This is a genomic window from Streptococcus cameli, from assembly GCF_053207365.1.
This window is the reverse complement of sequence record NZ_JBRUIM010000001.1, coordinates 233,272-257,358: the sequence shown is the minus strand read 5'-3', so window position 1 is coordinate 257,358 and position 24,087 is coordinate 233,272. Positions and strand designations below refer to the sequence as shown.

Here is a 24,087-nt window from a genome sequence, read left to right as displayed (position 1 = left end):
ATTGTTGAAAAACAATCTTTTTAAAATTTTCGAAAACGTTGATAGCGTTGTTCCAACATTTCTTCCATAGATAATTGCGAAAGTTCTCTTAATTCTTCTATAATGGCAACCTTGACATCCTGGATTAATTCTGATCCAAAACGACCACGTTCTGGAATGACCTTATCCACAATCTCCATCTTAAGCAATTCGTATGAAGTGATTTTCATCAGTTCAGCTGCTTCCATGGCTCTGCTGCCATCTTTCCACAAAATGGAAGCAAACCCTTCTGGACTTAAAACAGCATACATGGAATTTTCCAGCATCCAGACCCGATCGGCAACTGCTAACGCTAAAGCGCCACCAGATCCACCTTCGCCAATGATAATGGCAATAATCGGTACTTTCAAGTCACTCATTTCCATCAGGTTTCGAGCAATAGCTTCACCCTGTCCCCGTTCTTCTGCTCCAACACCTGGATAGGCCCCCGCAGTATTGATAAAAGCAAGAACTGGGCGGCCAAACTTTTCTGCTTGTTTCATGAGGCGAAGGGCTTTCCGATAGCCTTCTGGATGGGGTTGACCAAAGTTTCGCTTCAAATTATCTTGTAGATTTTTTCCTTTTTGGATACCAACAACTGTAACAGCTTGATCGCCAAGATGACCAATACCGCCAATCACAGCTCCATCATCACGGAAGTTACGGTCACCATGCAATTCGATAAAATCATCACAGATTCCTCTTGCAAAATCCAAAGCCGTCAGACGCCCTTGGTCTCTGGCCTGTTTGATAATCCGACTAATTTCTGTCATGCGTCACCTCCATGTAATCGAAGCAAATTGGCAATGGTTGCCCGCAATTCCTGACGCTTTACAATCTTATCCACAAAACCGTGTTCTAATAAAAATTCAGCCTTTTGGAAATCTGCAGGTAAGTTTTCACGCACTGTACTTTCAATCACTCGCCGTCCCGCAAAACCAACTAAGGTCTGGGGTTCTGCTAAAATAACATCACCTTCCATCGCAAAGGAAGCTGTCACTCCACCCGTCGTTGGATCTGTCAATACCGTCAGGTAAAACAGCCCTGCTTTTGAATGGCGCTGAACAGCAGCAGAAATTTTCGCCATCTGCATCAACGATAAAATCCCTTCTTGCATCCGTGCCCCACCAGAAGCTGTAAATAGAACAACTGGCAGTCTTTTTTTTATGGCCAATTCAAACAAGCGGGTTATTTTTTCTCCCACAATGGATCCCATAGAAGCCATAATAAAGTTGGCATCCATAATTCCGAGTGCCACTTGCTGGTTTTCAATTTTGGCAATTCCTGTCAATACCGCCTCATCTAAACCAGTCAATTCTCTCACCTTTTGTAACTTTTCTTCATATCCTGGGAAATTGAGAGGATTAGTTGTTTCCAAACCTGTAAACAACTCTTCAAAGGAAGCTTCATCTACAATAAGACGCAACCGATCCTTAGCTGAGATCCGAAAGTTATAGGAACAAGCTGGACAAGTTTTGTCCTCTCCTAAATCTTTCTGATAAATCGTCTTTTTACAGGCTGGACATTTGTCAAACAGTTCATCTGGGACCTCCGGCTTCGTCTGCGGTCCTTCTTGTATCCGTGAACGGTTTGGATTGATTCGGATATATTTATCCTTTCTCGAAAACAAAGCCATGGTCTCTCCTTATTTTATTTTTCCTGAAATTTTGGCAAAAACTCTTCCATTAAATAGGCCGTATCATAATCTCCAGCAACCACACGTGTATCCGAAATTAACTCCCACTGAAACTCAACATTGGTATGAACGCCTTCAATATCTAATTCGTACAAGGCCCGTTGCATTTTCATTAGAGCTTCAAAACGATTCTCGCCATGAACAATCACTTTTGCAATCATAGAATCATAGTAAGGCGGAATCGTGTAGCCAGGATATACCGCAGAATCTACACGGACACCGACACCTCCACTTGGCAAATACAAGCCTTTAATTTGCCCGGGACTTGGTGCAAAATTAAAGGCAGGATTTTCTGCATTGATACGACACTCAATCGCGTGACCTGTAATCACGATATCTTCCTGCGTTTTTTCAAGGATTTCACCTGCTGCAATACGAATTTGCTCTTTCACGATATCCACACCGGTAACAAATTCCGTCACAGGATGCTCCACTTGGACACGGGTATTCATTTCCATGAAGTAGAACTCACCCTTTTCTTCATCTAGGAGAAACTCTATCGTTCCTGCATTTTCATAACCAACTGATTCGGCAGCCCGAACAGCGGCTTGACCAATCTGATCCCGAAGTGTTTTTCCGATAGCAATAGAAGGTGCTTCTTCTAATACTTTTTGGTTATTGCGTTGAAGGGAACAATCGCGTTCTCCAAGATGCAACACGTGTCCATGCTGATCCGCTAAGATCTGTACTTCAATATGACGGGCAGGGTAAATGACACGTTCGAGGTACATAGCTCCATTTCCAAAAGCAGCTTTGGCTTCAGCAGAGGCGTTTTCAAACGCGGTTACTAAGTCTTCTGATTTTTCGACTTTGCGAATCCCTTTTCCACCGCCTCCAGCAGAGGCTTTTAGCATGACGGGATAACCAATTTTTTTAGCTACTTCTAAGGCTTCCTTAGCAGTATAAACCTCTCCATCTGACCCTGGAATGACAGGGACATTAGCCCGCATCATCTCTGCCCGAGCGTTGATTTTATCTCCCATAGTGTCCATAACCTTAGCAGACGGACCAATAAATTTGATACCGACTTCCTCACACAAGGTTACAAACTTTGAATTTTCACTTAAAAAACCAAATCCTGGATGAATGGCTTGCGCACCAGTCAAAACGGCTGCGGAGATGATATTGTTCATATTGAGGTAGGATTCTGTTGAACGAGCAGGTCCCACACATACTGCTTCATCTGCCAAGGCAACATGAAGGGCTTCGCGATCAGCTTCCGAATAAACAGCAACGGTCTCGATCCCTAATTCACGCGCTGCTCGAATAATCCGAACAGCAATCTCACCTCGGTTGGCAATTAAAATTTTTGAAAACATATCGGTCTCCTTCTAGGAACCGATAGCAAAGGTCAAGGTTCCACTTGCGGCTAATTTTCCATCTACTTCTGCCTTGGCTTCAACGACTGCAATCGTACCACGACGTTTGACAAATGTTGCTGTCATGACAAGCTGGTCCCCTGGAACAACTTGTTTTTTAAACTTCACCTTATCCATACCCGCATAAAAGACTAATTTCCCTTTGTTTTCAGGCTTAGACAATTCTAATACACCAGCTGTTTGGGCCAAAGCCTCCATAATCAAGACACCTGGCATAACTGGGTATTCTGGAAAATGACCGTTAAAGAAGGGCTCATTGATGGTCACATTCTTAATAGCTGTGATTTCATCTTCTGATACTTCCAATACACGGTCCACTAAGAGCATCGGGTAACGATGAGGCAAGGCCTCACGAATTTGTTGAATATCGATCATTTCAAACGCACCAATCCTTGTCCAAATTCTACCACATCTTCATTTGCAACCAAGATTTCTGTGACAATTCCATCACGTGGTGCTGGAATTTCATTCATGACCTTCATAGCCTCGATGATTAACAGAGTCTGTCCTTTTTTAACACTGTCACCAACAGAAACAAAGGCTGGTTTATCTGGCGATGGTGCCAAGTAAGCCACCCCAACAAGTGGACTGCCAACTTCTTCACCTTCAACTACCGTTTCGACAGCAACTGGACTTGCAGAAAACTCTTCTGCTGCCGGTGTAGATGGCACTGGAGTAGCAACAGGTACTACTGAGGCAGATGGGGCAACTGTTGCTACTAGAGCGCCTTCTGGTGCTGGGCTAAAATTGCCTTCATTTTTACTGAACACCAACTCATCTGTACTATTTTTATATGAAAATTCTCGTAGACTTGAGGCATCAAATTGGGCCATCAAATCCTTAATTGCTGTTAATTCCATTAGTCCTCCCAACGTTTAAAGGCGACAACTGAGTTGTGCCCACCAAATCCAAAGGTATTGGAAATGGCATAGTTAATCTCCATATTACGGCCTTGACCATAAATCACATCTGCTTCAATGTACTCTGACAATTCTTTTGTCCCTGCTGTCATTGGTGCATGGGAATGTTTCATGGCTTCAATAACGGCAATGGCTTCAACCGCACCCGCAGCTCCAAGCAAGTGACCGGTAAAGGACTTGGTAGAAGATACAGGAGTCTCCTTGCCAAAAACAGCTACAATAGCTTGGCTCTCGCCTTTTTCATTGGCTGGAGTAGAGGTGCCGTGGGCATTGATGTAGTCCACTTGAGCAGGTTCAATCCCCGCTTCTGCAATCGCCAACTTCATCGCCTTAATCGCTCCTAATCCTTCTGGATGTGGAGAAGTCATGTGGTGAGCATCACAGGTATTTCCGTAACCAACGATTTCTGCCAAAATAGTAGCACCACGTTTTTGGGCGTGTTCCAAACTTTCAACCACCAAGACACCTGCCCCTTCTCCCATGACAAAACCGTTGCGGTCCTTATCAAATGGAATAGAAGCACGAGTCGGATCTTCGGTTGTTGACAAGGCTGTCAGGGCTTGGAATCCACCAATCGCAAATGGGGTAATCGCTGCTTCAGCACCACCTGCCAAAATCACATCTTGGTAACCACATTTAATTTCACGGTAGGCATCACCAAGGGCATCATTGGAAGAAGCACAGGCAGTGATCACACACTTACAAATTCCGTTCGCACCAACCTTCATAGCAATATTTCCTGCTGCCATGTTTGGAAGAGCTTTCGGAAGAGCCATTGGACGAATCCGTTTTGGTCCCTTGTCGTTCATCCGCTCCACTTGCTCTTCAATTTCCTTGATACCACCGATACCAGTTGATAAAATGACTCCAAAACGATCTCTATCCACAGCATCTGTATCTAACTGAGCATTTTCTACCGCTTCTTGCGCTGCGTAAAGGGCATACAGCGAATAGGGATCAAAGCGATTGTTGTCCTTTTTAACAAAGTACTTGTCAAATGGAAAATCCTTGATTTCTGCAGCAATGTGCACGTTGTATTCAGATGTATCAAATTTTGTTAATGGTCCGATACCAATCTTGCCATCTTTTAAACTTGCCCAAAACTCTTCTGGAGTATTTCCGATTGGTGATGTTACACCGTAGCCTGTAATTACAACACGATTCATAGTCATTTTTCTCCTTTAAAGGGTGTTAGAAAATCATTCTCTTATTGCATGGTCAAGCCGCCATCGATCGCGATGACTTGACCAGTTAGGTATTCTTGTTGTGCTAAAAAGACGGCAACTGCTCCCACTTCTTCTGTTTGCCCAAAACGTTTCATCGGGATTTGCCCCAACATAGCATCCTTGATTTTACCTGAGAGGCCCGCTGTCATATCAGATTCGATAAATCCTGGAGCAATCACATTCACTCGAACATTACGAGTTGCCACTTCACGGGCAATGGACTTACTAAAACCAATCACACCCGCTTTTGATGCTGCATAATTGGCTTGTCCAGCATTTCCTGTTAACCCAACCACACTGGATAGATTGATAATCGCACCTGCTCGAGCCTTGGTCATTGGCTTCAAAACAGCCTGTGTCATGTTAAAGGTCCCTGTTAAGTTAATCTGAAGCACACTGTTAAAGTCCTCTTCACTCATGCGAAGGGCCATACCGTCTTTGGTGATTCCAGCATTGTTGATTAGAATATCCACCGAACCCAGTTGCTCAATGGATTCTTCAACCATGCGTTTCGCATCGGCATTGTTTGAAACATCCCCTGAAACGCCAATCACTTTGACCCCATAGGAGGCAAAGCTAGCTAGCAATTCTTCTGTAATAGCAGAACGACCATTCAAGACAACATTGGCTCCTAAACCAGCAAATTTATGGGCGATAGCAAGACCGATTCCTCTTGTAGAACCTGTCACAAATACATTTTTTCCTGAAATGTCCATGATTTCTCCTTATGCTTTTAATGCTTCTAAGCTCGCTATATCCTCTACAGCTGCTACAAAAATGGTTTTATCAATTTTCTTCATAAAGCCACTTAAGACCTTGCCAGGTCCAATTTCTATTACCTGGGTCATACCCAATTCTTTCAAGGTAGCCACTGATTCATAAAAACGCACAGGTTCCATCACTTGACGGGCTAGTAGCGATGGAATTTGTGCTTGTTCCATTACTTTTGCTTCAGTATTTCCAATTACAGGAATCTTAGGCGATTGAAAGGCAATCTTGTCTAATTCCAGAGCTAATTTTTCACTAGCAGGCTGCAAAAGAGCAGTGTGGAAAGGACCAGATACATTTAAAGGAATGAGGCGTTTAGCACCTGCTTCTTTTAGATACTCTACTGCTTGATCCACTGCTGCAATGTCTCCACCGATCACAATTTGAGCTGGAGTATTGTAGTTGGCAGATTTCACATAGCCCTTGTCCGATGCTTTTTCACAAGCTTCTTCAATAACAGAGACTGGGGTGTTCATAACCGCTACCATCTTGCCTGTACCTACTGGAGCAGCCGTTTCCATCAATTCTCCACGCTTTGCTATCAATGCGACCGCATCCTCGAAAGACAAGGCTCCTGCAGCTACCAAGGCAGAATATTCTCCTAGAGATAAACCTGCCACCATGTCAGGCTGGTAACCTTCTTCTAGAAGTAGGCGATAAATCGCAACAGAAGTGGTCAAAATAGCAGGTTGTGTGTAGCGGGTTTGATGGAGCTTCGATTCATCTTGATCAATCAGCTCCCGGACATCATAGCCCAAAATACGACTAGCTGTTTCAAAGGTTTCTTTTACAATCGGATAAGCATCGTATAAATCACGCGCCATTCCCAATTGTTGTGCTCCTTGACCGGCAAATAAAAAGGCGGTTTTTGTCATCACTCATTCTCTCTATCTATGTTTTACAGATTATTGGGCAACATCTGCCCAACGCTTGGCTTCTGCTTGAATCACTTTGGCCGCACCGTAGTAAAGATCTTTCAAAATTTCTTCACAGGTTTCTTCTTTGTCCACCATACCAGCGATTTGTCCAGCCATTACCGAACCGTTTACCACATCACCGTCAACAACTGCATTGCGAAGAGCTCCAGCTCCTAATTCTTCAATTTCTTCTGCTGTTTTCTTACCAGCTAAGAAATCTTTTTCTGCTTGGCTATAAGCTGTTGACAATTTATTTTTTATGGCACGGACAGGGTGGCCAACTACAGAAGCCGATACAACTGTATCAATATCTTTAGCCTTCAGAATTTTTTCTTTAAAATTTGCATGGGCATTGGATTCTTTTGCGACCGCAAACCGTGTCCCAACTTGAACAGCTTCTGCTCCTAGCATAAAGATAGCCGCAGCACCAGCTCCATCAGCGACACCACCAGCACCAATAACAGGAATATTTACAGCCTCTACAACTTGTCTCACAAGTGGCAGAGTCGTTAATTTCCCAATATGGCCACCAGCTTCCATACCTTCAGCAATAACTGCATCCACCCCTAGTTTTTCCATGCGTTTTGCTAGAGCGACACTTGGTACAACTGGTATTACAATAATCCCCGCCGCATGCAAGCGTTCCATGTATTTTCCAGGATTTCCAGCTCCGGTTGTCACGACTTTTACACCTTCTTCAATGACCAAGTCAACAATGTCATCTACAAATGGAGACAAGAGCATGATGTTGACACCAAAAGGCTTTGTCGTAATGGATTTTACCCGATCAATATTGGCCTTAACAACTTCTTTTGGGGCATTTCCGCCACCGATAATTCCTAATCCACCGGCATTAGATACTGCACCAGCCAAATCACCATCAGCAACCCAAGCCATTCCTCCTTGGAAAATAGGGTATTCAATATTTAATAATTCTGTAATTTTTGTTTTCATAATTCTCTTTTCTATAAGCCAATTATTGCTTAAGTAATAGTTTGAAGTTCAAACAATTACCTAAACAAGAGGGAGCACTTTTGAATAAAAACTTCTTCTATCAGTACTCCTCACATGCTTTCAATTACTTTGATTCTTCAATGTTTTGAATATCAAAGTTTTTATCGATTTAAAATGCTATCAGGATAGCATTTTAAATTATTTTGTTTGCTCTTCAACGTAAGCAACCAAGTCGCCAACAGTTTTCAAACCATCTTCAGATTCGATTTGAATATCAAATGCATCTTCGATTTCCGAAATCACTTGGAACAAATCCAATGAATCTGCATCTAAGTCTTCGAAAGTTGTTGTAAGTTGTACTTCTTCAGCATCCTTACCCAATTCTTCAACGATGATTTCTTGTACTTTTTCAAATACTGCCATGAGAGTGTTCTCCTTTTAAATTTAAAAATATTTTTAATAACTGTGTTGCCACAGTCCATTAACTAAAGTTTTAGAATGAGGCTGCCCCAAGTCAAGCCTCCGCCAAATCCGCTCATTAGAACCGTTTGACTTCCATCCAGTCGAATCATGCCTTTTTCAACACATTCAGACAGTAAAATTGGGATAGATGCTGCACTTGTATTTCCATATTCCATCATATTAGCTGGAAATTTCGATTCATCTGCTCCTAATTTTTTAGCCATCTTCGTCAAAATTCGATGATTAGCCTGATGCAATAAGAAATAATCAACTTGTGCACTGTTTAGACCTTCTCTATCTAACAAATCAGAAATTGAACCAGCTACATCACGAATTGCAAATTCGAAAATCGCTCGCCCATCCATTTTCAGAAACGGTTGATGGGGACTCTTTTCAGAAAAAGGAGCTGTTAAACCAGCATATCCTGATGTCAAATGATGTCCTCTTGTTCCATCCGTTCGCAATGTTTCAGCGATGAAAGAAGCTTGAGTACTGGCCTCTATTAAAACTCCACCTGCACCATCTCCAAATAGCACAGCAGTACTTCGATCTGCCCAATCAATTGTTTTAGACAGGACTTCTGCACCAATCACAATCCCTTTTTTATACACACCACTGGCTATCAACTTTTCCGCGGTACTTATAGCAAATACAAACCCTGAACAGGCTGCAACCAAATCATATGCAAACGCTGAAGTCGCACCAATTGCCGCTTGAACTTTTGAAGCTGTTGATGGCATCATTGCATCAGGTGTAATCGTTGCGACAATGATGAAATCAATTTCTTGGGCTTCTAATTCCGACTTTTCCAGTAATTGCTTGGCTACTTCAATTGCCAAATCACTTGTCTGTTGCGTCTCTACAATATGTCGATTTCGAATGCCAGTACGAGATGAAATCCATTCGTCATTGGTATCCATAATAGTAGCCAGCTCGTGATTTGAGACTTTTTGCTGTGGAACATAGTGAGCTACTTGACTGATTTTAGCATGGGGTGTCATTTTAAATCCTCCAAAAATTGGTACAATTTTGACAACCCCTTCTTCATTACTTCAAATTCTGTCGCATCCATATCTTCGGTTATTTTTTTAACCATTGCACGATGGAAACGCTGGTGCAAACGATAAAGTAAGCGTCCCTTTTTTGTCAAATAAAGATGAACAACTCGTCGATCTTTAGTGGAGCGAACTCGCTCAATATATCCTTTTCGTTCAAGATTATTTAAACTCGTCGTTACAGTACCTAATGTGACCATTAAAGCTCTAGAGACATCACTAGGTGTCGCACCTTTTTTATCTCCGATCACATCAATCGTATGCATCTCCTTAATCGAAACATCACTAAACTGGCTGCTTCGTAGGCTTGATTCCTCGATAATCAAGACATTATTAAAAATTGTCGTTAAATAGTCATTTATTTTAGAATCTTCCAAAACAGCCACCTCCTCTTTGTTTGACTTTCAAAGTATATCGAAAAATGTCTTGATTGTCAATTTTTTTATAGGAAAGTCTGTTTATTTTCCTTGAAAAACCGGACGTCTTCTTTCAGAATGGGCACGGACACCTTCCTTAAAATCCTCTTTAAATGCCAGTTCTCGTTGCAAATTCAACTCCAACTCTGCATATTCCTGCCAATTCTCAAATTCACTCTTCCAGACCATTTCCTTAATGGCTTTGTAGGAATTGATCGAGCCTCTTAATAATTTTTTCGTCACTTGTGCAACTGTCTTTTCTAATTTCTCAGACTCTACAACCTTATAAACAATGCCATAATCCAACGCTTTTTCTGCAGAAAGAGCCTCGCCCGTCAGGGATAATTGAGTTGCTCTACTCGCTCCAATTGAACGGGTTAACAAGAAGAGTCCTCCAGCATCAGGTGCTAAACCAACACCCACAAAAGCTTGGATAAATTTTGTCTTATCAGAAGCAATCACAAAGTCCGAAGCCACTGCCATATTGGCTGCTGCTCCTGCTACTGCACCATCTGTCACCATCACCACAATCTTAGGCAATTGTTTCAATGCAAATGAAATCGTATTGACCAGCTCCGCAATGCGTACTAAGGACGGGATGTCCTCTTCATCCACTGCATGCTTCATCTCGACTAAATCTCCTCCAACAGAAAAAATATTTCCTTCTGCCTTGATTTGTAAAATCATAATATCATGATTTTCTTTTGTCAGTGAAATAGCTTCTAAAATTTCCTCACACATAGGAATATTAAAGCCATTTGCCACATCGGGACGATTCAATGTTAGGGTCGCAATTGGTCCCTCGACTAAGTAGCTAATCGTAGAAAACGGCATTTCATTCTCCTTTTAATTTGATGATCAAATGATTTGTTTTTTGTTATTCTATCATACCTATGTAGAAAAAGTAACTTTCAAAGAAGAATTACCTGTGACATCCGAAACAAATAAACAAGTCTTTCTAATGGCAAAAAATAAAAAACGATTGAAAAACATCAACCGTTTACGCTAGAAAATCCAACAGAGAACTGAGATTAGAAAGGAGTCGATCGGCTTTTGATTGATTTACTCCATAATGTTTATCTTCAATAGCCCAAACCCGTATACCTGCCGCCTTTCCTGCTTCAATTCCTTTTTCACTATCTTCAATAATGACAGTCTCTTCTTTTGCAACACCCAAACTTTCCCAGGCACGCTCATAAACTTCTGGATCTGGTTTACATGCCCGGCACTCTGTTGCTGAAAAAATCGCATCAAAGTAACTACGAATCCCCGCTTCGTCCAAAGCTCGTTCAATATCGTTTCTATCTGTATTGGAAGCCAAAGCTATTTTAATCCCCTTGCCTTTTAATTGCTGCAGGGTCTCTTTTACATCTGGAAAAAGACAGGTTGCATAGGGAGCTCCATGTTTTTCTTTATAACTATTGTACGCTACTTCCAAAGTTGGGATATCCCAATTCTCATAAGAATCTCCCAAAATCTCTGGCCAAATCTGGTCCGCTCGTCCGCCCACAAAAAAAGCTGGGGGAATATGGTCGATTGAAATCCCTTTTTGAGATAAAAACTGTTTTCGTCTGTGGTAATAAAAGTCCTCCGTCTCAAACAGAACACCATCCATATCAAAAATAATTGCTTCAACAGCCATATCCTACTCTTCCCTTCATTTCTTACAAGATACTTTTGCTTTTTTCTATTTTACCACGATTTTCATTCTATTGCTTCTTTCAAAATGAATAAACATTCGGTTTGCCTTATATTTTTTAGATTCTTACTGACAAAACAAGTTCATTTTGCTATAATTTAGGTTATATGAACGAAAAGGAGCTTCTATGAAAGTTACAAAATTTGGTGGTAGTTCGCTCGCTTCTGCCACACAACTTGAAAAAGTATTCAACATTGTGCAGGCAGATCCGCAGCGAAAATTTGTTGTTGTCTCTGCACCTGGAAAACGTGAGGCAACAGATACAAAAGTCACAGATGCCCTTATCAAATATTACAAAGAGTATACGACTGGACAAGATGTGACTAGTAGTCAGGAATGGATCATCAATCGCTATCAGAGCATGGTCGATGAACTTGGTTTAAAAGCTCGTTCAATGGCTAAAATCAAGGAAAGCATCCTAGATTTAGCTAACCTTCCAATTGAAGGCAACGAGTTCCTTTATGATGCTTTTTTGGCTGCAGGAGAAGACAACAATGCCAAACTGATTGCGGAATATTTTACATTCAAGGGATTGCCAGCCCGATATGTACACCCTAGTCAAGCTGGTTTGATTGTTACAGATGAACCTGGAAATGCCCAAATTTCACCTGCTAGCTACGACAGGATTGAGGAGCTTCGGGAAACAGAAGAAGTCTTAGTAATCCCTGGCTTTTTCGGTGTTACGGCTAACGGAAATATCTGCACCTTCTCTCGTGGCGGTTCTGACATTACAGGATCCATTATCGCAGCAGGTATCAAGGCCGACTTATATGAAAACTTTACAGATGTCGATGGTATTTTTGCTGCCCATCCTGGTATTATAAACAATCCTCATTCTATTACGGAAGTCACCTACCGTGAAATGAGGGAATTGGCCTATGCTGGTTTTTCTGTGCTACACGATGAGGCCCTCTTGCCGGCCTATCGCGGCCGCATTCCATTGGTCATCAAAAACACCAACAATCCTTCTCATCCAGGGACACGTATTGTATTGGAACATACTGGCGAAACCTTACCTGTTGTCGGAATTGCGGCCGATGATGATTTTGTCAGCATCAACGTTTCCAAATACTTGATGAACCGTGAAGTCGGTTTTGGCCGCAAATTACTGCAAATCCTTGAAGACTTAAACATTCGATTTGAGCACATGCCTACTGGTATTGATGATTTGTCCGTCGTACTACGCGGTAGAGAACTCTCACCAATCAAAGAAGAAGAAATCCTCCGCCAGTTAAACCATCATCTAGAAGTTGATAGCGCCGAAATTGAGCATGATTTGTCCATTATCATGATTGTCGGAGAACAAATGAAAAGTCAAATCGGTGTTGCAGCAACCGCAACAACTGCACTCTCTAAGCGCAATATCAATTTGGCGATGATTTCACAGGGAGCTTCTGAAGTTTCTGTTATGTTTGTTGTCAAAACAGAACAACGTGATGAAGCCATTCGTGCTTTATACGATGCCTTTTTCAATTAAAACGAAAAACGATTGCCCAGGCAATCGTTTCTTTTTTATTCAACTGTGACCTTATCTGTCCATGGGCTAGCTGTTTTTGCTAAAACGGCATTCAATTCTTCCATGTTCTTACGGCCTTGGTCTGCCAACCATGCTTTTGCAGCTTCTTCCCCTTCGCCTGAGAAGATAGCTACTGCATCTTTCCAAGTCGCACGGCCACAAAGGACACCGTTAAAGGTAGAACCCGCTTCTTTTGCGACTTCTAATGTTTCTTGGAACAATTTAGCAGAAACACCTGCACTCAAGAAGATAAATGGCAAATGAGTTGCTTCATCTTGTTCTTTAAAGTAAGCTTTGGCTTCTTCCAAGGTATAGACAGGCTCTTGATCTGTATAGCCTTCTACAAAATTCATGTTAACTGGCACTTCGACTTTCAACACATCTGCCTTGTAACAAGGTTTTGAGAATTCGCGCATGGCACCATTCACTTTATGTGGTTTCAAGGCAGCATATTCACGAGAAGTCACATCCATCTCACTAGCATCATAAGTCAAAATTTCCACAAAATAAGGAATCTCTTCTGCCTGGCACTCACTACCAATCCGCTCAATCCAAGCATGTTTGATGTCATTGATTTCTGGTTTATCGTCTACATCATAGTAAAGAAGAATTTTAACAGCATCTGCTCCCAAGTCCTTGATCCGCTTTACTGACCAGTTGTCCAATAGGTCTGGTAAACGACCTGGTGTTGAGGCATCGTAGCCTGTTTTCTCATAACCTGCAATAAAACCGCATTCTTGAGCACGCAACTCAGACGCAGGTACGCCATACTCAGCGTCCAATAAAATAGAGCTGGCATAAGGTGTCAAATCACTTGAAATCACTTTTTTGAAGTCAATGAGAATCTCATCTCCAAACTCACCACCACCTGCTGCAGCTGCCAAAAGGCGTTTCAATGCTCCACGCTGGTCAATGGCCAAAGCTGCAATAACTTGTTGCTCGTCTGACAACCGTTTCATATGGTCAAACTTTGCTTGAGAGAGTTGTAATTTTTCCATTTTTTCCTCCTTAGGAATCTTTTTCAAACCGTTTTACACCGTCCAGATAAGTTGCCTGTAAATTTCCCTTGTCATCTACAACAATGAAATCTGCTTCTCTTCCTGGAACAATCGAGCCGCACAAATGATCAATTTCAACTGAACGAGCAGGAGCTAGTGAAGCCATCCGAAGGGCGTCTGGCAAACTCGCCAAGCCCCACTCGACAACATTTTGAACTGCCTGAATCAACTCAAGAATAGAACCCGCTAAGCTACCATTGTGTTTGAGGCGGGCTGCACCATCTTTGACCAGAACTTCAAACTCACCCAATCGAGAATCGCCTTCTCCTTGTCCACCAGCTCGCATGCAGTCCGTAATCAAAACAGTTTCTTTTGCACCACGGGCATTGATGACAATATCGACAGCTGCTGGATGAACATGATGACCATCACAAATGACTTCTGCAAAAACATCTTTCAGATCAAGAGCCGCTCCCACCATACCAGGCTCACGGTGATGAAGACCACTCATACCATTGTAAACATGAACAAATATGTTAGCACCTGTCTCAACGGCCTCTTTGGCTTCTTGATAGGTGGCATCACTATGGGCTAGAGCTGTGTGAATCGCCTTGCTGTTGGCAAACTCAATAAATTCTTTCACTCCGTCACGTTCTGGTGCGATGGCAATTTTATTGACCAATCCTTTTGACAATTGATGCCATTTGTCCAATTTATCAACAGACGGATCACTCATATACTTGGGATTTTGTGCACCTTTATATTTTTCAGTAAAGAAGGGGCCTTCAAGGAAAATCCCTCGAATTTTAGCACCTGTTTCTTCTCCTGCATGTTGCCCAATCGTCTCACAAACTGCATCGAGATTTTCAGTTGTATCTGTTAAAGTCGTCGGAAGCCAAGAAGTTACGCCACAAGATAACAGTCCTTCTGACATGACCTTAATCCCTTCAAAATCATTGTCCATCACATCATGTGAGGCATAGCCATGGATATGTGTGTCCACTAATCCTGGTGCAATATGGTAATCGGAGTAATCGATAACATCCCCTACTGGTCTTTCTTGAAAAATCGAACCGAACATTCCGTTATCCGTTAGTTCCAGATAGGCATTTTCGATTTCTTCATGATCCAAGATAATGGATTTTGCATGCAAATAAGTCGCCATAACTCCCCTTTCATAAGTCAATATACTATTTTATATAACTGGTTATAACCATCTGTTCTTACTACTATTTTAGTCTCCTTTTTACAGATTGTCAAGTTATTTTCTGTTTTTCTATTAAAGACGACAAAAAAACTGGTCCAAGACCAGTTTTTATGGTTTATAAATACGCGGAATACGATCCGATAAAAGGCAGACAATCTCATAATTGATTGTCCCCCGATAATCGGCCCAATCTTGAACCGTGATTTCCTCCTGCATATCCTGACCAATCAGGGTCACTTTTGTGTTGATTGGATATTTCTTTGGAAGCAAAATGGTCATTTGATCCATGGAGACACGACCGACAATCGGACAAACTTGACCGTCTACCAAGACATGAAACCCTTGCATGTCTCTGGTAAGGCCATCTGCATAACCAATTGGAACAGTTCCGATTACTTCATCTTGAGTTGTTTGATAGGTGCCACCATAGCCAATAAATGCCCCTTTTTCAAGTCGTTTCACCTGAATCAATTCGGAGGAAAGAGACAGAGCCGGTCTTGGGCTAAAAGGTAATTCAAGTTCGCGACCACTTGGGTTTAGACCAAATTGAATATCCCCTAAACGAACCATATTAAACACGGTATCTGGGTGCCAAATACTGGTTGCTGAGTTGCTGGCATGAATCATTTCTGGAACATATTGAAGAGAGGAGAGAATCTTGTTAAATTGAGCAACTTGTTGGTTAAACTGCATTTGATCTTGTTGATCTGCCGTTGCAAAGTGAGTGAATATCCCCTCAACAACCATTCCTTTTTCTGCCGCGATTGCCATAACTTCATCTATCTCTTGAGACGACCGAAAACCAACCCTTCCCATCCCAGAGTCGACTTTAATATGCACTTTTAAACCGTCAGCAAGTTGGACTTCTTGAAGCCATTCTTTTGTAAGCAATGTTAAGATGATGTTTTCCTGAATCGCCTGTTGAACGACTTGAGGCGGTACTGCTCCTAAAACCAAGATGTCTTTTTGAATCCCCAATTGACGCAATTCCAAAGCTTCATCAAAATTCGAGACACAAAATCCGTCTACCGCATTCTCCAAAAACGGTGCAACAGCCTCGACACCATGTCCATATGCATTGGCTTTTACAACTGAAAAAATCTTCGCCTGCTTTGGAAGTCTAGTCATCACCTGCTGAATATTGGCAAGAATAGCTGGGAGATCGACCTTTATCCTAGTAGGCCTATGAATACTTGCTTTCATCTTCTTCCTCCAAAATCACACTAGCTTGTACAAAGGAACCGGAATGACTAATGCTCATCCATGCCCTTGCGGAAACGGGCGACTGACTAACAAACGGAGCTCCTTTTTCATCGTTTAAAATTTCAATATCTTGAAAACGGAGCTTCCCAATCCCAGTCCCCAGAGCTTTTGCAAAAGCTTCCTTTGCTGCCCAACGACCAGCTATGTATTCTAATTTTCGTTTTCCGTTTAATGAAGCAAATACGTCCTGTTCTGCTCTTGTTAATACTTTCTCAGCAAAGCGTGGCTTTTGCATCGCTTTTTCAATCGCTTTTATTTCTTGGAGATCAATTCCGTGTCCTATTATCATCTTTTCAAAAAAGGTTAGGAAGAGCTCCCAACCTATTCCTTTTCTATTTTTTAACGACCATGGCAATTTTTAAATTTTTTGCCAGATTCACATGGGCAAGGTTCATTGCGGTCAACCCGATCAACAGCTGGCTCTTGGCCTGCTAATTGACCTGGAACAATATTTTTCACTGCTGTTGTATGGGCTTCGCCAGTCGCACGCTCACGCTCAATGTTATCATGGATTTGTGCCTTCATCATGAGACGAGTGACATCAAATTCAATCGCCGCAATCATGTCGTTAAACATCACAAATGCTTCTGATTGGTACTCCACGATTGGGTTATTCTGGGCATAGCCACGCAAGCTAACTGCATTGCGCAACTGATCCATAGCATCGATATGATCTGTCCACTTATTGTCTACCACACGGAGAATTAAGACTTTTTGGAACTCTTGTACACGTTCCTGGTCACGTAATTTTTCAACCTGTTGTGCATAGACAGCTTCTGCTCGTTGCATCAAATCTGCTTTGATTTGGGTTGCTGTTTTCCCTTCCAAATCTGACAATGAAATCGACTCTTCTGGTACCAAGCAGGTTTGTGCAAAGTTCAAAATAGCATCCACAGCCAGGTCACTTTTATCAATCTTATGATTGTCTACTTGACGACTAATGGTTCGTTTGATCATGCTCTTGATCTCTGGAGCTAAATCTCGGTCTGACGTAATAACGTCATGACGCTGACTGTAAATGATTTCTCGTTGCTCACGCATGACATCATCGTACTGCAAAACGTGTTTCCGAGAATCATAGTTATTTCCCTCAACGCGTTTTTGAGCGCTCTCTACTTGACGACTCAACATACCTGACTTCAGCACCGCATCTTCTTCTGAAAGCGTCCGCTCCATGAAGGATTTGATGCGTTCTGATGCAAAACGTTTCATCAAGTCGTCCTCAAATGAAATGTAGAATTGGGATTCTCCTGGATCCCCTTGACGTCCAGAACGACCACGCAACTGATTGTCAATCCGACGGCTTTCATGGCGTTCTGTACCAATAACGCACAAACCACCTAGTTCACGCACACCATGTCCTAGCTTGATATCCGTACCACGACCAGCCATGTTGGTTGCAATCGTAACTGCTCCACGCTGACCCGCATTCATAATAATTTGGGCTTCGCGGTAATGGTTTTTGGCATTTAAGACTTCATGCGGAACACCAGCTTCTACCAAGCGTTTTGAAAGATAGTCTGATGTTTCAACAGCCACTGTACCAACCAAAACAGGTTGTCCCTTTTCATAGCGGGCTTTCACATCTGCTACAACCGCATTGAATTTATACTGCAAGGTTGGATATAACAAGTCTTCGTGATCAATACGGATAATCTCTTTGTTAGTTGGAATTGGAATCACGCGCATATTGTATACTTCACGAAATTCTTCTTCCTCAGTTTTTGCTGTCCCCGTCATACCTGCCAATTTCTTATACATACGGAACATGTTCTGGTAGGTAATAGAGGCACTGGTTTTGGATTCGTTTTGAACTGGCACACCTTCTTTGGCCTCAATCGCTTGGTGAAGACCGTCTGAATAACGGCGACCTTCCATGGTACGACCAGTAAATGGATCAATAATCATGACTTCTTGATTTTCGTTCACCAAATAATCAATGTCATAAATCATAATGTAATTTGCACGAAGGGCATTGTCAATAAAGTGTGTCAAGGCGACGTTTTCAATATCATAGAGATTCTTCAAATTGAAGAATTTTTCAGCCTTGTCAATTCCTGAATCTGACAAGCCAATGGTTTTAGAAGAGACATCGATAATGTAGTCATCTTTGTCCAGTGATTTTACCAACTTATCTGCCATAAAGTAGAGCTGATTGGTTTCAGAACTAGTTGGACCAGATACAATCAATGGTGTACGAGCTTCATCAATCAAGACCGAATCGACCTCATCGACCAAGGCATAGTTAAGCGGGCGTTGTACCATATCTTCTGCTCGAACCACCATGTTATCACGCAGGTAGTCAAAGCCGATTTCTGAGTTCGTCGAGTAAGTGATATCACAGTTGTAGGCTTCTCGTTTTTCAAAAGAAGATTTGGCTGCTAGGTTGATCCCCACAGACAAGCCAAGCCAAGAATACAACTCTCCCATCTCTGTCGCATCACGAGTTGCCAAGTATTCATTAACAGTGACAACGTGAACACCTTGACCAGCCAAAGCATTCAAATAGACCGGCATGGTTGCTGTCAAGGTTTTTCCTTCACCGGTCCGCATTTCAGGAACATCCCCATTATGCATGACGATTCCACCCATGATTTGCACAGGATAAGGATAAAGACGCAATACACGTTTGGAAGCTTCACGAACTACCGCAAAGGCTTCGTAAAGCAATTCGTCCAAGGTCTCACCATTTTGGTAACGCTCTTTGAATTCAGCTGTCTTTGCTTGTAATGCTTCATCACTCAAAACTGCCATTTGGTCAGCGTATGCCATGACCTTTTCAGCCATTTTTTCTAGTTTTTTTAGTTCTCCCTTATCATTTTCAATGAGAGAACGAAGAATATTTCTTGCCATATTTTTCTTCCTATTTTGTTTTCAGTTCAATGATTTATTGTATCATATTTACTACTCGATTTCAAGGTTTGCTACCAATTCACACATAGTCCTAGTCCAATTTCATCTTGCTAAAAAATCAAGAAGTATTTTCTAGATCCATTCATTACTCAATACTGTTGAAGTTGATTTTTGATTTCATTGGAGCACGGTTCAAAATATTCGAGATTAAGTAGGCATTTTCTTTTTTAAGTGACATCTCTATATTTGATTCACGTGTTTACTTTTGCTAAAATTGTAATGAAAAGAAAACAAAGGAATGAGTTTTCGAAATCGGAAAAAATAAATCATCTAATTCTCACGTCTTAGTTGGTGGTGACAACTTTACCCTTACTCCAGCTTTTGTCGTAACAAATCTGTCAGTCCTTGCAACGAAATTCTTTTTTACAAGATACAATAGGAGGTCCCTGCTATGAAAAAGAACAGTGCCCTAAATGGAATCATTGCAACTATTCTAATCATTATGTTGTCCGTTACCCAAACGAACCAGCTTCAAGCCCAATCCAACACAGAAGCTGATACCAGTAATTGAAGCCAAATAAGCCCGCGGCTCGAAACCAGTCGCTATACGTCCTTACATACTTTTCGAAGACCGATTGAGATTGCAGGAGATAAACTGGAACTCGAAATTGACACACTATTATACAACCACGGTTCTTTCCGACAAGTTGAAGCAATACAAGGATACCGCTTGGTCAATAAATCAGAAAAACCGATCATTGCCATCGAAGATGCAACACTGAGTGTTTGGCCAGAGGGAGAGCGTCTGCCCTCCATTCGAATCCTCTACGCCTACACAGCCGCTCTCACTGTCAGCATTGACCAACACCAAGAAAGGACAATTGGCAACGAGCTGGAAAAAGCCGGTTTCCTGCACCAATATAGCCAAAACCAACGAAGCTATTATCGCATGATTCTTAGTCAAAATGGCTCCATCCGTCTCTATCAATAAGCCGGTCAGCCTGTATCATGCGAAATAATAACGAAAAGAGTTTGGAAACAGAGTCTTCAAACTCTTTTCTCATTCCAACCGTTAGGTTTTTTGTCTACTAGCGACTGGGACAGGACATGCCAATGATTACTGCCAAGACAGAACATATCACAACAAAGAAAAAGAGAAGTTCCCCTTGGAAATCGTCTTTTGAATGTGAACATATCTTGTCGGTGTAGTCTTATCCCAAAATCCCTGTTAAGACCGTTTTCTTGGCTTAAGAAGATAGTGAAAAAGTCCTAATCCGATCAGAAGGAAGAAACTAATGTAGTAGCCAACAGCCAAGTCTTCTTTAAAAACAGTTGCGATCTGATTGAAAAATGAAGTATTATAGACCATGCCATGAAACGGAATCGAATAAATATGCAAAACAATTAAGAGAATGGCCGCTTCACAAGTATTTTTTAAAGTTACCGCATTTTTTGTGAAAAGAACCATAAAAGAAAGACCAAGAGTAGCAAAATTACTGGAAAATAATGCTACTTCATAAATTCAACACCTAAGACTGCTACAAACTCATAGCAGGAACTATCGATTGTGTTGACAAAGGGGAGCAACAAAGACAATAAAAAGCGAGTATCCCAAACAGCTGAATCTTTTTCATCATTTTCTCCTTTTATATCAAACAAAAACGAATATTAACGTATATAATATCAATTTACAAAAAACTTTAGCTAAAATTATGCATTAGTATACTACCTTTTTTTAAAAGCCAATAAATCCTTGTCTACTTATTCTTTAAAATTCAAAAAAACAGTAATTATATACAAAGTGTGCGTATTTTGTTATAAAAAGAGCTTGGAAGACTTAGATTCCAAACTCTTTTTTCTTATTCTGAAATTTGTTTTGCAAGGGCAAAGTTTCCAAGAGTTGCAGAGCCGTTTTCAGGGACAGCTGGTGTCACAATGTATTCTGATAAATCAGGCACAGGAAGATAGCCATTGAGCAATTCTTCAAACTGAGTATGGACCCGTTTCACCATATGTTCTTGTGCCATTACCCCACCACCAAAGACAATCACTTGTGGACGGTACAAGAGAGTCGCTTGAATAGCCGCTTGTGCAATATAGTAAGCTTGAATATCCCAAACTTCTGAGTCTGCCTCAATCAATTCACCACGGATTCCTGTCCGTGCTTCCAAGGATGGACCAGCAGCCATTCCTTCTAAACAACCCTTATGAAATGGGCAAACTCCCGTGAAACCATTCTTAACATCTGTTGGATGCGGTGCCACGAAGACATGACCTGCCTCTGTATGGCCCATACCACCGACAAATTCACCACGTTGAATGGCTCCTGCACCAATTCCTGTTCCGATGGTGTAATAAACTAAGCTATCGACATCTTTGCGGACCAAGGCTTCGCCAAAAGCAGAGCTATTAACGTCTGTTGTAAAGTAAAATGGCACATTGAACTCTTTTGAAATGGAACCAACCAAATCAACATTGGCCCAATGTGGTTTTGGAGTTGTTGTGATGTAGCCATACGTTGGAGAGGCTTCATCAATATCAATTGGCCCGAATGAACCAATAGCAACACCTGCTAACTGCTCTTCATGCTTTTTAAAGAAGGCAATTGTTTGAGCAATGGCTTCATCAGGTGTAGCGGTTGGAAACTGGACTTTTTCCACTACTTCAAAATTTTCATCTCCGACAGCACAAATAAATTTTGTACCGCCTGCTTCTAAGCTACCGTATAATTTTGTCATCTTGATCTCTCCTTTTTTACTACCTCTATTATAGCACAGGTACAACCACAAGAAAAAGGCTTTTTCAGCCTTTTTCTGTTTTTTTATTTTGCAATTTTAAGGAAATCTGCACCGTGTGCAATTGTTCCTTGTGCAAGTCCTTCAACAGTTGTGAAATCAGCTGTGTTTGTGACAATCACCATAGTCGTATCGTCCAAACCTGCTGCCGCAATTTTCGCTGCGTCGAACTTAGCAATTGGTGTACCAGCCGTTACAGTTTGGCCAGCTCCAACCAATTTTTCAAAACCATTTCCGTTCATTGACACGGTGTCAATACCGATATGGATCAAGAGTTCTGCACCTGTTGCAGTTTTCAAACCATAAGCATGGCCTGTTTCAAAGGCAATGGTTACTTCAGCATCTGCAGGTGCATAGACAACACCTTCAGTTGGTTTGATGGCCAAACCTTTTCCCATTGCTCCTGAAGAAAAGACAGGGTCATTTACTTTGTCAAGAGATACAATCTCACCTGACAATGGTGAAACCAATGTTTCTTCTGTAGCAGTTGGCGCTGCTGCTGTTGTAGAAGCTACTGGAGTTGCTGCTGTTGCAACTGTTTCTGTCACTTCGTCTTCGTAACCGAAGAAGTAAGTCAAGGCAAAACCAAGAACAAATGATACGGCAACCATCAAGATGTATTGTGGCAATTGGCCATTACCTGCATATAAGGTTGCACCAGGAATGATGGTAACACCCATACCAAGACCAGCAAGACCTAGAAGAGAGGCCAAGGCACCACCGATAGCACCAGCAACCAAGGACAAGAGGAATGGTTTACGGAAACGCAAGTTGACACCAAAGATAGCAGGCTCAGTAATACCTAGGAAGGCTGAAAGAGCTGCTGGGAAAGCAAGAGCTTTTAATTTGGCATTTTTTGTTTTGACACCAACAGCAACCGTTGCTGCACCTTGGGCTGTCATAGCTGCAGTGATGATGGCATTAAATGCATTCGCTCCAGTATTGGCTACCAATTGAGCTTCTAAGAAGTTAAAGATATGGTGAACACCGGATACAACGATAACTTGGTGCACCCCACCAATAATCAAACCACCCAATCCAAATGGCAAGTGAAGAAGGGCTTGAGTACCAGCCAAGATATAATTTTCAACAACGTGGAAGATTGGGCCGATAACAAATAGTCCAAGAATCGACATCACAAACAAGGTAATAAATGGTGTTACCAAGAGGTCCAATACTTCCGGAACAAATTTGCGAACAAACTTCTCAAATTTAGCACCGACTAAACCGATAATAAAGGCTGGCAAAACAGATCCTTGCAAACCAACCACTGGAATGAAGCCAAAGAACATCGTTGGTGTTACATCACCACCTGATGCAACTACCCATGCGTTTGGAAGTGAACCAGAAATCAACATCATACCTAGTACGATACCGATTGTTTGGTTTCCACCGAATACGCGGAAAGTAGACCATACTACAAGAGCTGGCAAGACGATAAAGGCTGTATCCGTTAAGATTTGAGAATAAACATTCAAATCTTCTGGCAAGACGATATGAAAGGCTCCTAGTAAGCCACGTAGACCCATAAAGAGACCTGTTGCTACGATCGCTGGAATGATTGGGACAAATACGTCACCAAAGGTACGAATAGCCCGTTGGAACCAGTTTCCTTGTTTCGCAGCTTCTGCCTTCATTTCATCTTTTGATGAAGTTGGCAAACCAAGTGCGACCACTTCATCATAGATACGGTTAACTGTACCAGTACCAAAGATAATTTGGTATTGACCTGAGTTGAAGAAAGCACCTTGTACTTTTTCAATGTTTTCGACTGCATCCTTGTCGATTAACGTTTCATCTTTGACCATGACACGAAGACGAGTCGCACAGTGAGCTACACTGTTGACATTGCTTACACCACCAAGGGCATCAATGACTTTTTTTGCAATTTCTGTATTGTTCATCTTTGCAAAAATCTCCTTATTTTTCTTTTTTTGAAAGCATT

The 24,087-nt window shown here is 41.7% G+C and carries 24 protein-coding genes; 2 read left to right on the top strand and 22 right to left on the bottom strand.

Annotation, left to right across the window (positions count from 1 at the left end; all coding sequences use genetic code 11):
- Positions 1–20 precede the first annotated feature (20 nt).
- From ACVR1I_RS01315 to ACVR1I_RS01250, 14 genes are all read right to left on the bottom strand, one after another.
- On the bottom strand, positions 21–791 hold the full coding sequence (locus ACVR1I_RS01315) for an acetyl-CoA carboxylase carboxyl transferase subunit alpha (protein WP_447442245.1): 771 nt from the start codon (positions 789–791) through the stop codon (positions 21–23).
- Positions 788–1,654, bottom strand: a complete 867-nt coding sequence (gene accD / locus ACVR1I_RS01310) for an acetyl-CoA carboxylase, carboxyltransferase subunit beta (protein ID WP_447442244.1) — start codon at positions 1,652–1,654, stop codon at positions 788–790. The genes ACVR1I_RS01315 and accD overlap by 4 nt, the downstream gene beginning before the upstream one ends.
- Before the next feature lie 14 nt (positions 1,655–1,668).
- Complete coding sequence (locus tag ACVR1I_RS01305) at positions 1,669–3,033, bottom strand: acetyl-CoA carboxylase biotin carboxylase subunit (protein ID WP_447442243.1); 1,365 nt, start codon at positions 3,031–3,033, stop codon at positions 1,669–1,671.
- A 12-nt stretch (positions 3,034–3,045) separates the two neighbouring features.
- Entirely contained in the window at positions 3,046–3,468 is a 423-nt protein-coding gene (gene fabZ / locus ACVR1I_RS01300; RefSeq protein ID WP_447442242.1) for a 3-hydroxyacyl-ACP dehydratase FabZ, read from the bottom strand.
- Positions 3,465–3,953 (bottom strand): acetyl-CoA carboxylase biotin carboxyl carrier protein, encoded by a 489-nt coding sequence (accB, locus tag ACVR1I_RS01295; RefSeq protein ID WP_447442241.1) that lies wholly within the window; start codon positions 3,951–3,953, stop codon positions 3,465–3,467. Before accB ends, fabZ begins: the two co-directional genes overlap by 4 nt.
- Positions 3,953–5,185: a beta-ketoacyl-ACP synthase II gene (gene fabF, locus ACVR1I_RS01290; protein WP_447442240.1), complete on the bottom strand. Its 1,233-nt coding sequence runs from the start codon at positions 5,183–5,185 to the stop codon at positions 3,953–3,955. Before fabF ends, accB begins: the two co-directional genes overlap by 1 nt.
- 35 nt (positions 5,186–5,220) lie before the next feature.
- Complete coding sequence (fabG, locus tag ACVR1I_RS01285) at positions 5,221–5,955, bottom strand: 3-oxoacyl-[acyl-carrier-protein] reductase (RefSeq protein WP_447442239.1); 735 nt, start codon at positions 5,953–5,955, stop codon at positions 5,221–5,223.
- A gap of 9 nt (positions 5,956–5,964) precedes the next feature.
- A complete protein-coding gene (gene fabD / locus ACVR1I_RS01280; protein ID WP_447442238.1) occupies positions 5,965–6,882 on the bottom strand; it encodes an ACP S-malonyltransferase in 918 nt (305 codons plus the stop codon).
- A 30-nt stretch (positions 6,883–6,912) separates the two neighbouring features.
- A complete protein-coding gene (fabK, locus tag ACVR1I_RS01275) occupies positions 6,913–7,878 on the bottom strand; it encodes an enoyl-[acyl-carrier-protein] reductase FabK (protein ID WP_447442237.1) in 966 nt (321 codons plus the stop codon).
- A gap of 198 nt (positions 7,879–8,076) precedes the next feature.
- A complete protein-coding gene (locus ACVR1I_RS01270; protein ID WP_447442236.1) occupies positions 8,077–8,301 on the bottom strand; it encodes an acyl carrier protein in 225 nt (74 codons plus the stop codon).
- A 62-nt stretch (positions 8,302–8,363) separates the two neighbouring features.
- Entirely contained in the window at positions 8,364–9,341 is a 978-nt protein-coding gene (locus ACVR1I_RS01265; RefSeq protein ID WP_447442235.1) for a beta-ketoacyl-ACP synthase III, read from the bottom strand.
- The gene (gene fabT, locus ACVR1I_RS01260; protein WP_447442989.1) at positions 9,338–9,772 is read right to left on the bottom strand and encodes a fatty acid biosynthesis transcriptional regulator FabT; all 435 of its coding nucleotides are present in this window, start codon (positions 9,770–9,772) and stop codon (positions 9,338–9,340) included. The genes ACVR1I_RS01265 and fabT overlap by 4 nt, the downstream gene beginning before the upstream one ends.
- An 81-nt stretch (positions 9,773–9,853) precedes the next feature.
- Positions 9,854–10,645, bottom strand: coding sequence for an enoyl-CoA hydratase (locus tag ACVR1I_RS01255; RefSeq protein ID WP_447442234.1), 792 nt, complete (start codon positions 10,643–10,645; stop codon positions 9,854–9,856).
- Positions 10,646–10,811: 166 nt separating this feature from the next.
- Positions 10,812–11,453 (bottom strand): HAD family hydrolase, encoded by a 642-nt coding sequence (locus ACVR1I_RS01250; RefSeq protein ID WP_447442233.1) that lies wholly within the window; start codon positions 11,451–11,453, stop codon positions 10,812–10,814.
- 184 nt (positions 11,454–11,637) lie between these two features.
- Here ACVR1I_RS01250 and ACVR1I_RS01245 point away from each other — a divergent pair, with 184 nt between their 5' ends.
- A complete protein-coding gene (locus tag ACVR1I_RS01245) occupies positions 11,638–12,987 on the top strand; it encodes an aspartate kinase (protein WP_447442232.1) in 1,350 nt (449 codons plus the stop codon).
- A gap of 35 nt (positions 12,988–13,022) precedes the next feature.
- Here the strand turns inward: ACVR1I_RS01245 and lacD are convergent, their stop codons facing one another.
- The 5 genes from lacD to secA all read right to left on the bottom strand — a co-directional run bounded on the left by lacD (position 13,023) and on the right by secA (position 19,347).
- Positions 13,023–14,024 (bottom strand): tagatose-bisphosphate aldolase, encoded by a 1,002-nt coding sequence (gene lacD / locus ACVR1I_RS01240; RefSeq protein ID WP_447442231.1) that lies wholly within the window; start codon positions 14,022–14,024, stop codon positions 13,023–13,025.
- 10 nt (positions 14,025–14,034) lie between these two features.
- Entirely contained in the window at positions 14,035–15,189 is a 1,155-nt protein-coding gene (nagA, locus tag ACVR1I_RS01235) for an N-acetylglucosamine-6-phosphate deacetylase (RefSeq protein WP_447442230.1), read from the bottom strand.
- A gap of 150 nt (positions 15,190–15,339) precedes the next feature.
- Positions 15,340–16,434, bottom strand: a complete 1,095-nt coding sequence (alr, locus tag ACVR1I_RS01230; RefSeq protein WP_447442229.1) for an alanine racemase — start codon at positions 16,432–16,434, stop codon at positions 15,340–15,342.
- Complete coding sequence (acpS, locus tag ACVR1I_RS01225) at positions 16,415–16,783, bottom strand: holo-ACP synthase (protein WP_447442228.1); 369 nt, start codon at positions 16,781–16,783, stop codon at positions 16,415–16,417. The genes alr and acpS overlap by 20 nt, the downstream gene beginning before the upstream one ends.
- A gap of 50 nt (positions 16,784–16,833) precedes the next feature.
- A complete protein-coding gene (gene secA / locus ACVR1I_RS01220; RefSeq protein ID WP_447442227.1) occupies positions 16,834–19,347 on the bottom strand; it encodes a preprotein translocase subunit SecA in 2,514 nt (837 codons plus the stop codon).
- Positions 19,348–20,077: 730 nt separating this feature from the next.
- Between secA and ACVR1I_RS01215 the strand changes: the two genes are divergently transcribed.
- Positions 20,078–20,338, top strand: a complete 261-nt coding sequence (locus ACVR1I_RS01215) for a hypothetical protein (RefSeq protein WP_447442226.1) — start codon at positions 20,078–20,080, stop codon at positions 20,336–20,338.
- A gap of 237 nt (positions 20,339–20,575) precedes the next feature.
- Here the strand turns inward: ACVR1I_RS01215 and ACVR1I_RS01210 are convergent, their stop codons facing one another.
- The 3 genes from ACVR1I_RS01210 to ACVR1I_RS01200 form a co-directional block, all read right to left on the bottom strand.
- Positions 20,576–20,815, bottom strand: a complete 240-nt coding sequence (locus ACVR1I_RS01210; RefSeq protein ID WP_447442225.1) for a hypothetical protein — start codon at positions 20,813–20,815, stop codon at positions 20,576–20,578.
- Positions 20,816–21,206: 391 nt separating this feature from the next.
- Positions 21,207–22,085 (bottom strand): fructokinase ScrK, encoded by an 879-nt coding sequence (gene scrK / locus ACVR1I_RS01205; protein WP_447442224.1) that lies wholly within the window; start codon positions 22,083–22,085, stop codon positions 21,207–21,209.
- A gap of 83 nt (positions 22,086–22,168) precedes the next feature.
- Entirely contained in the window at positions 22,169–24,046 is a 1,878-nt protein-coding gene (locus ACVR1I_RS01200; protein WP_447442223.1) for a sucrose-specific PTS transporter subunit IIBC, read from the bottom strand.
- Between the last annotated feature and the right edge of the window lie 41 nt (positions 24,047–24,087).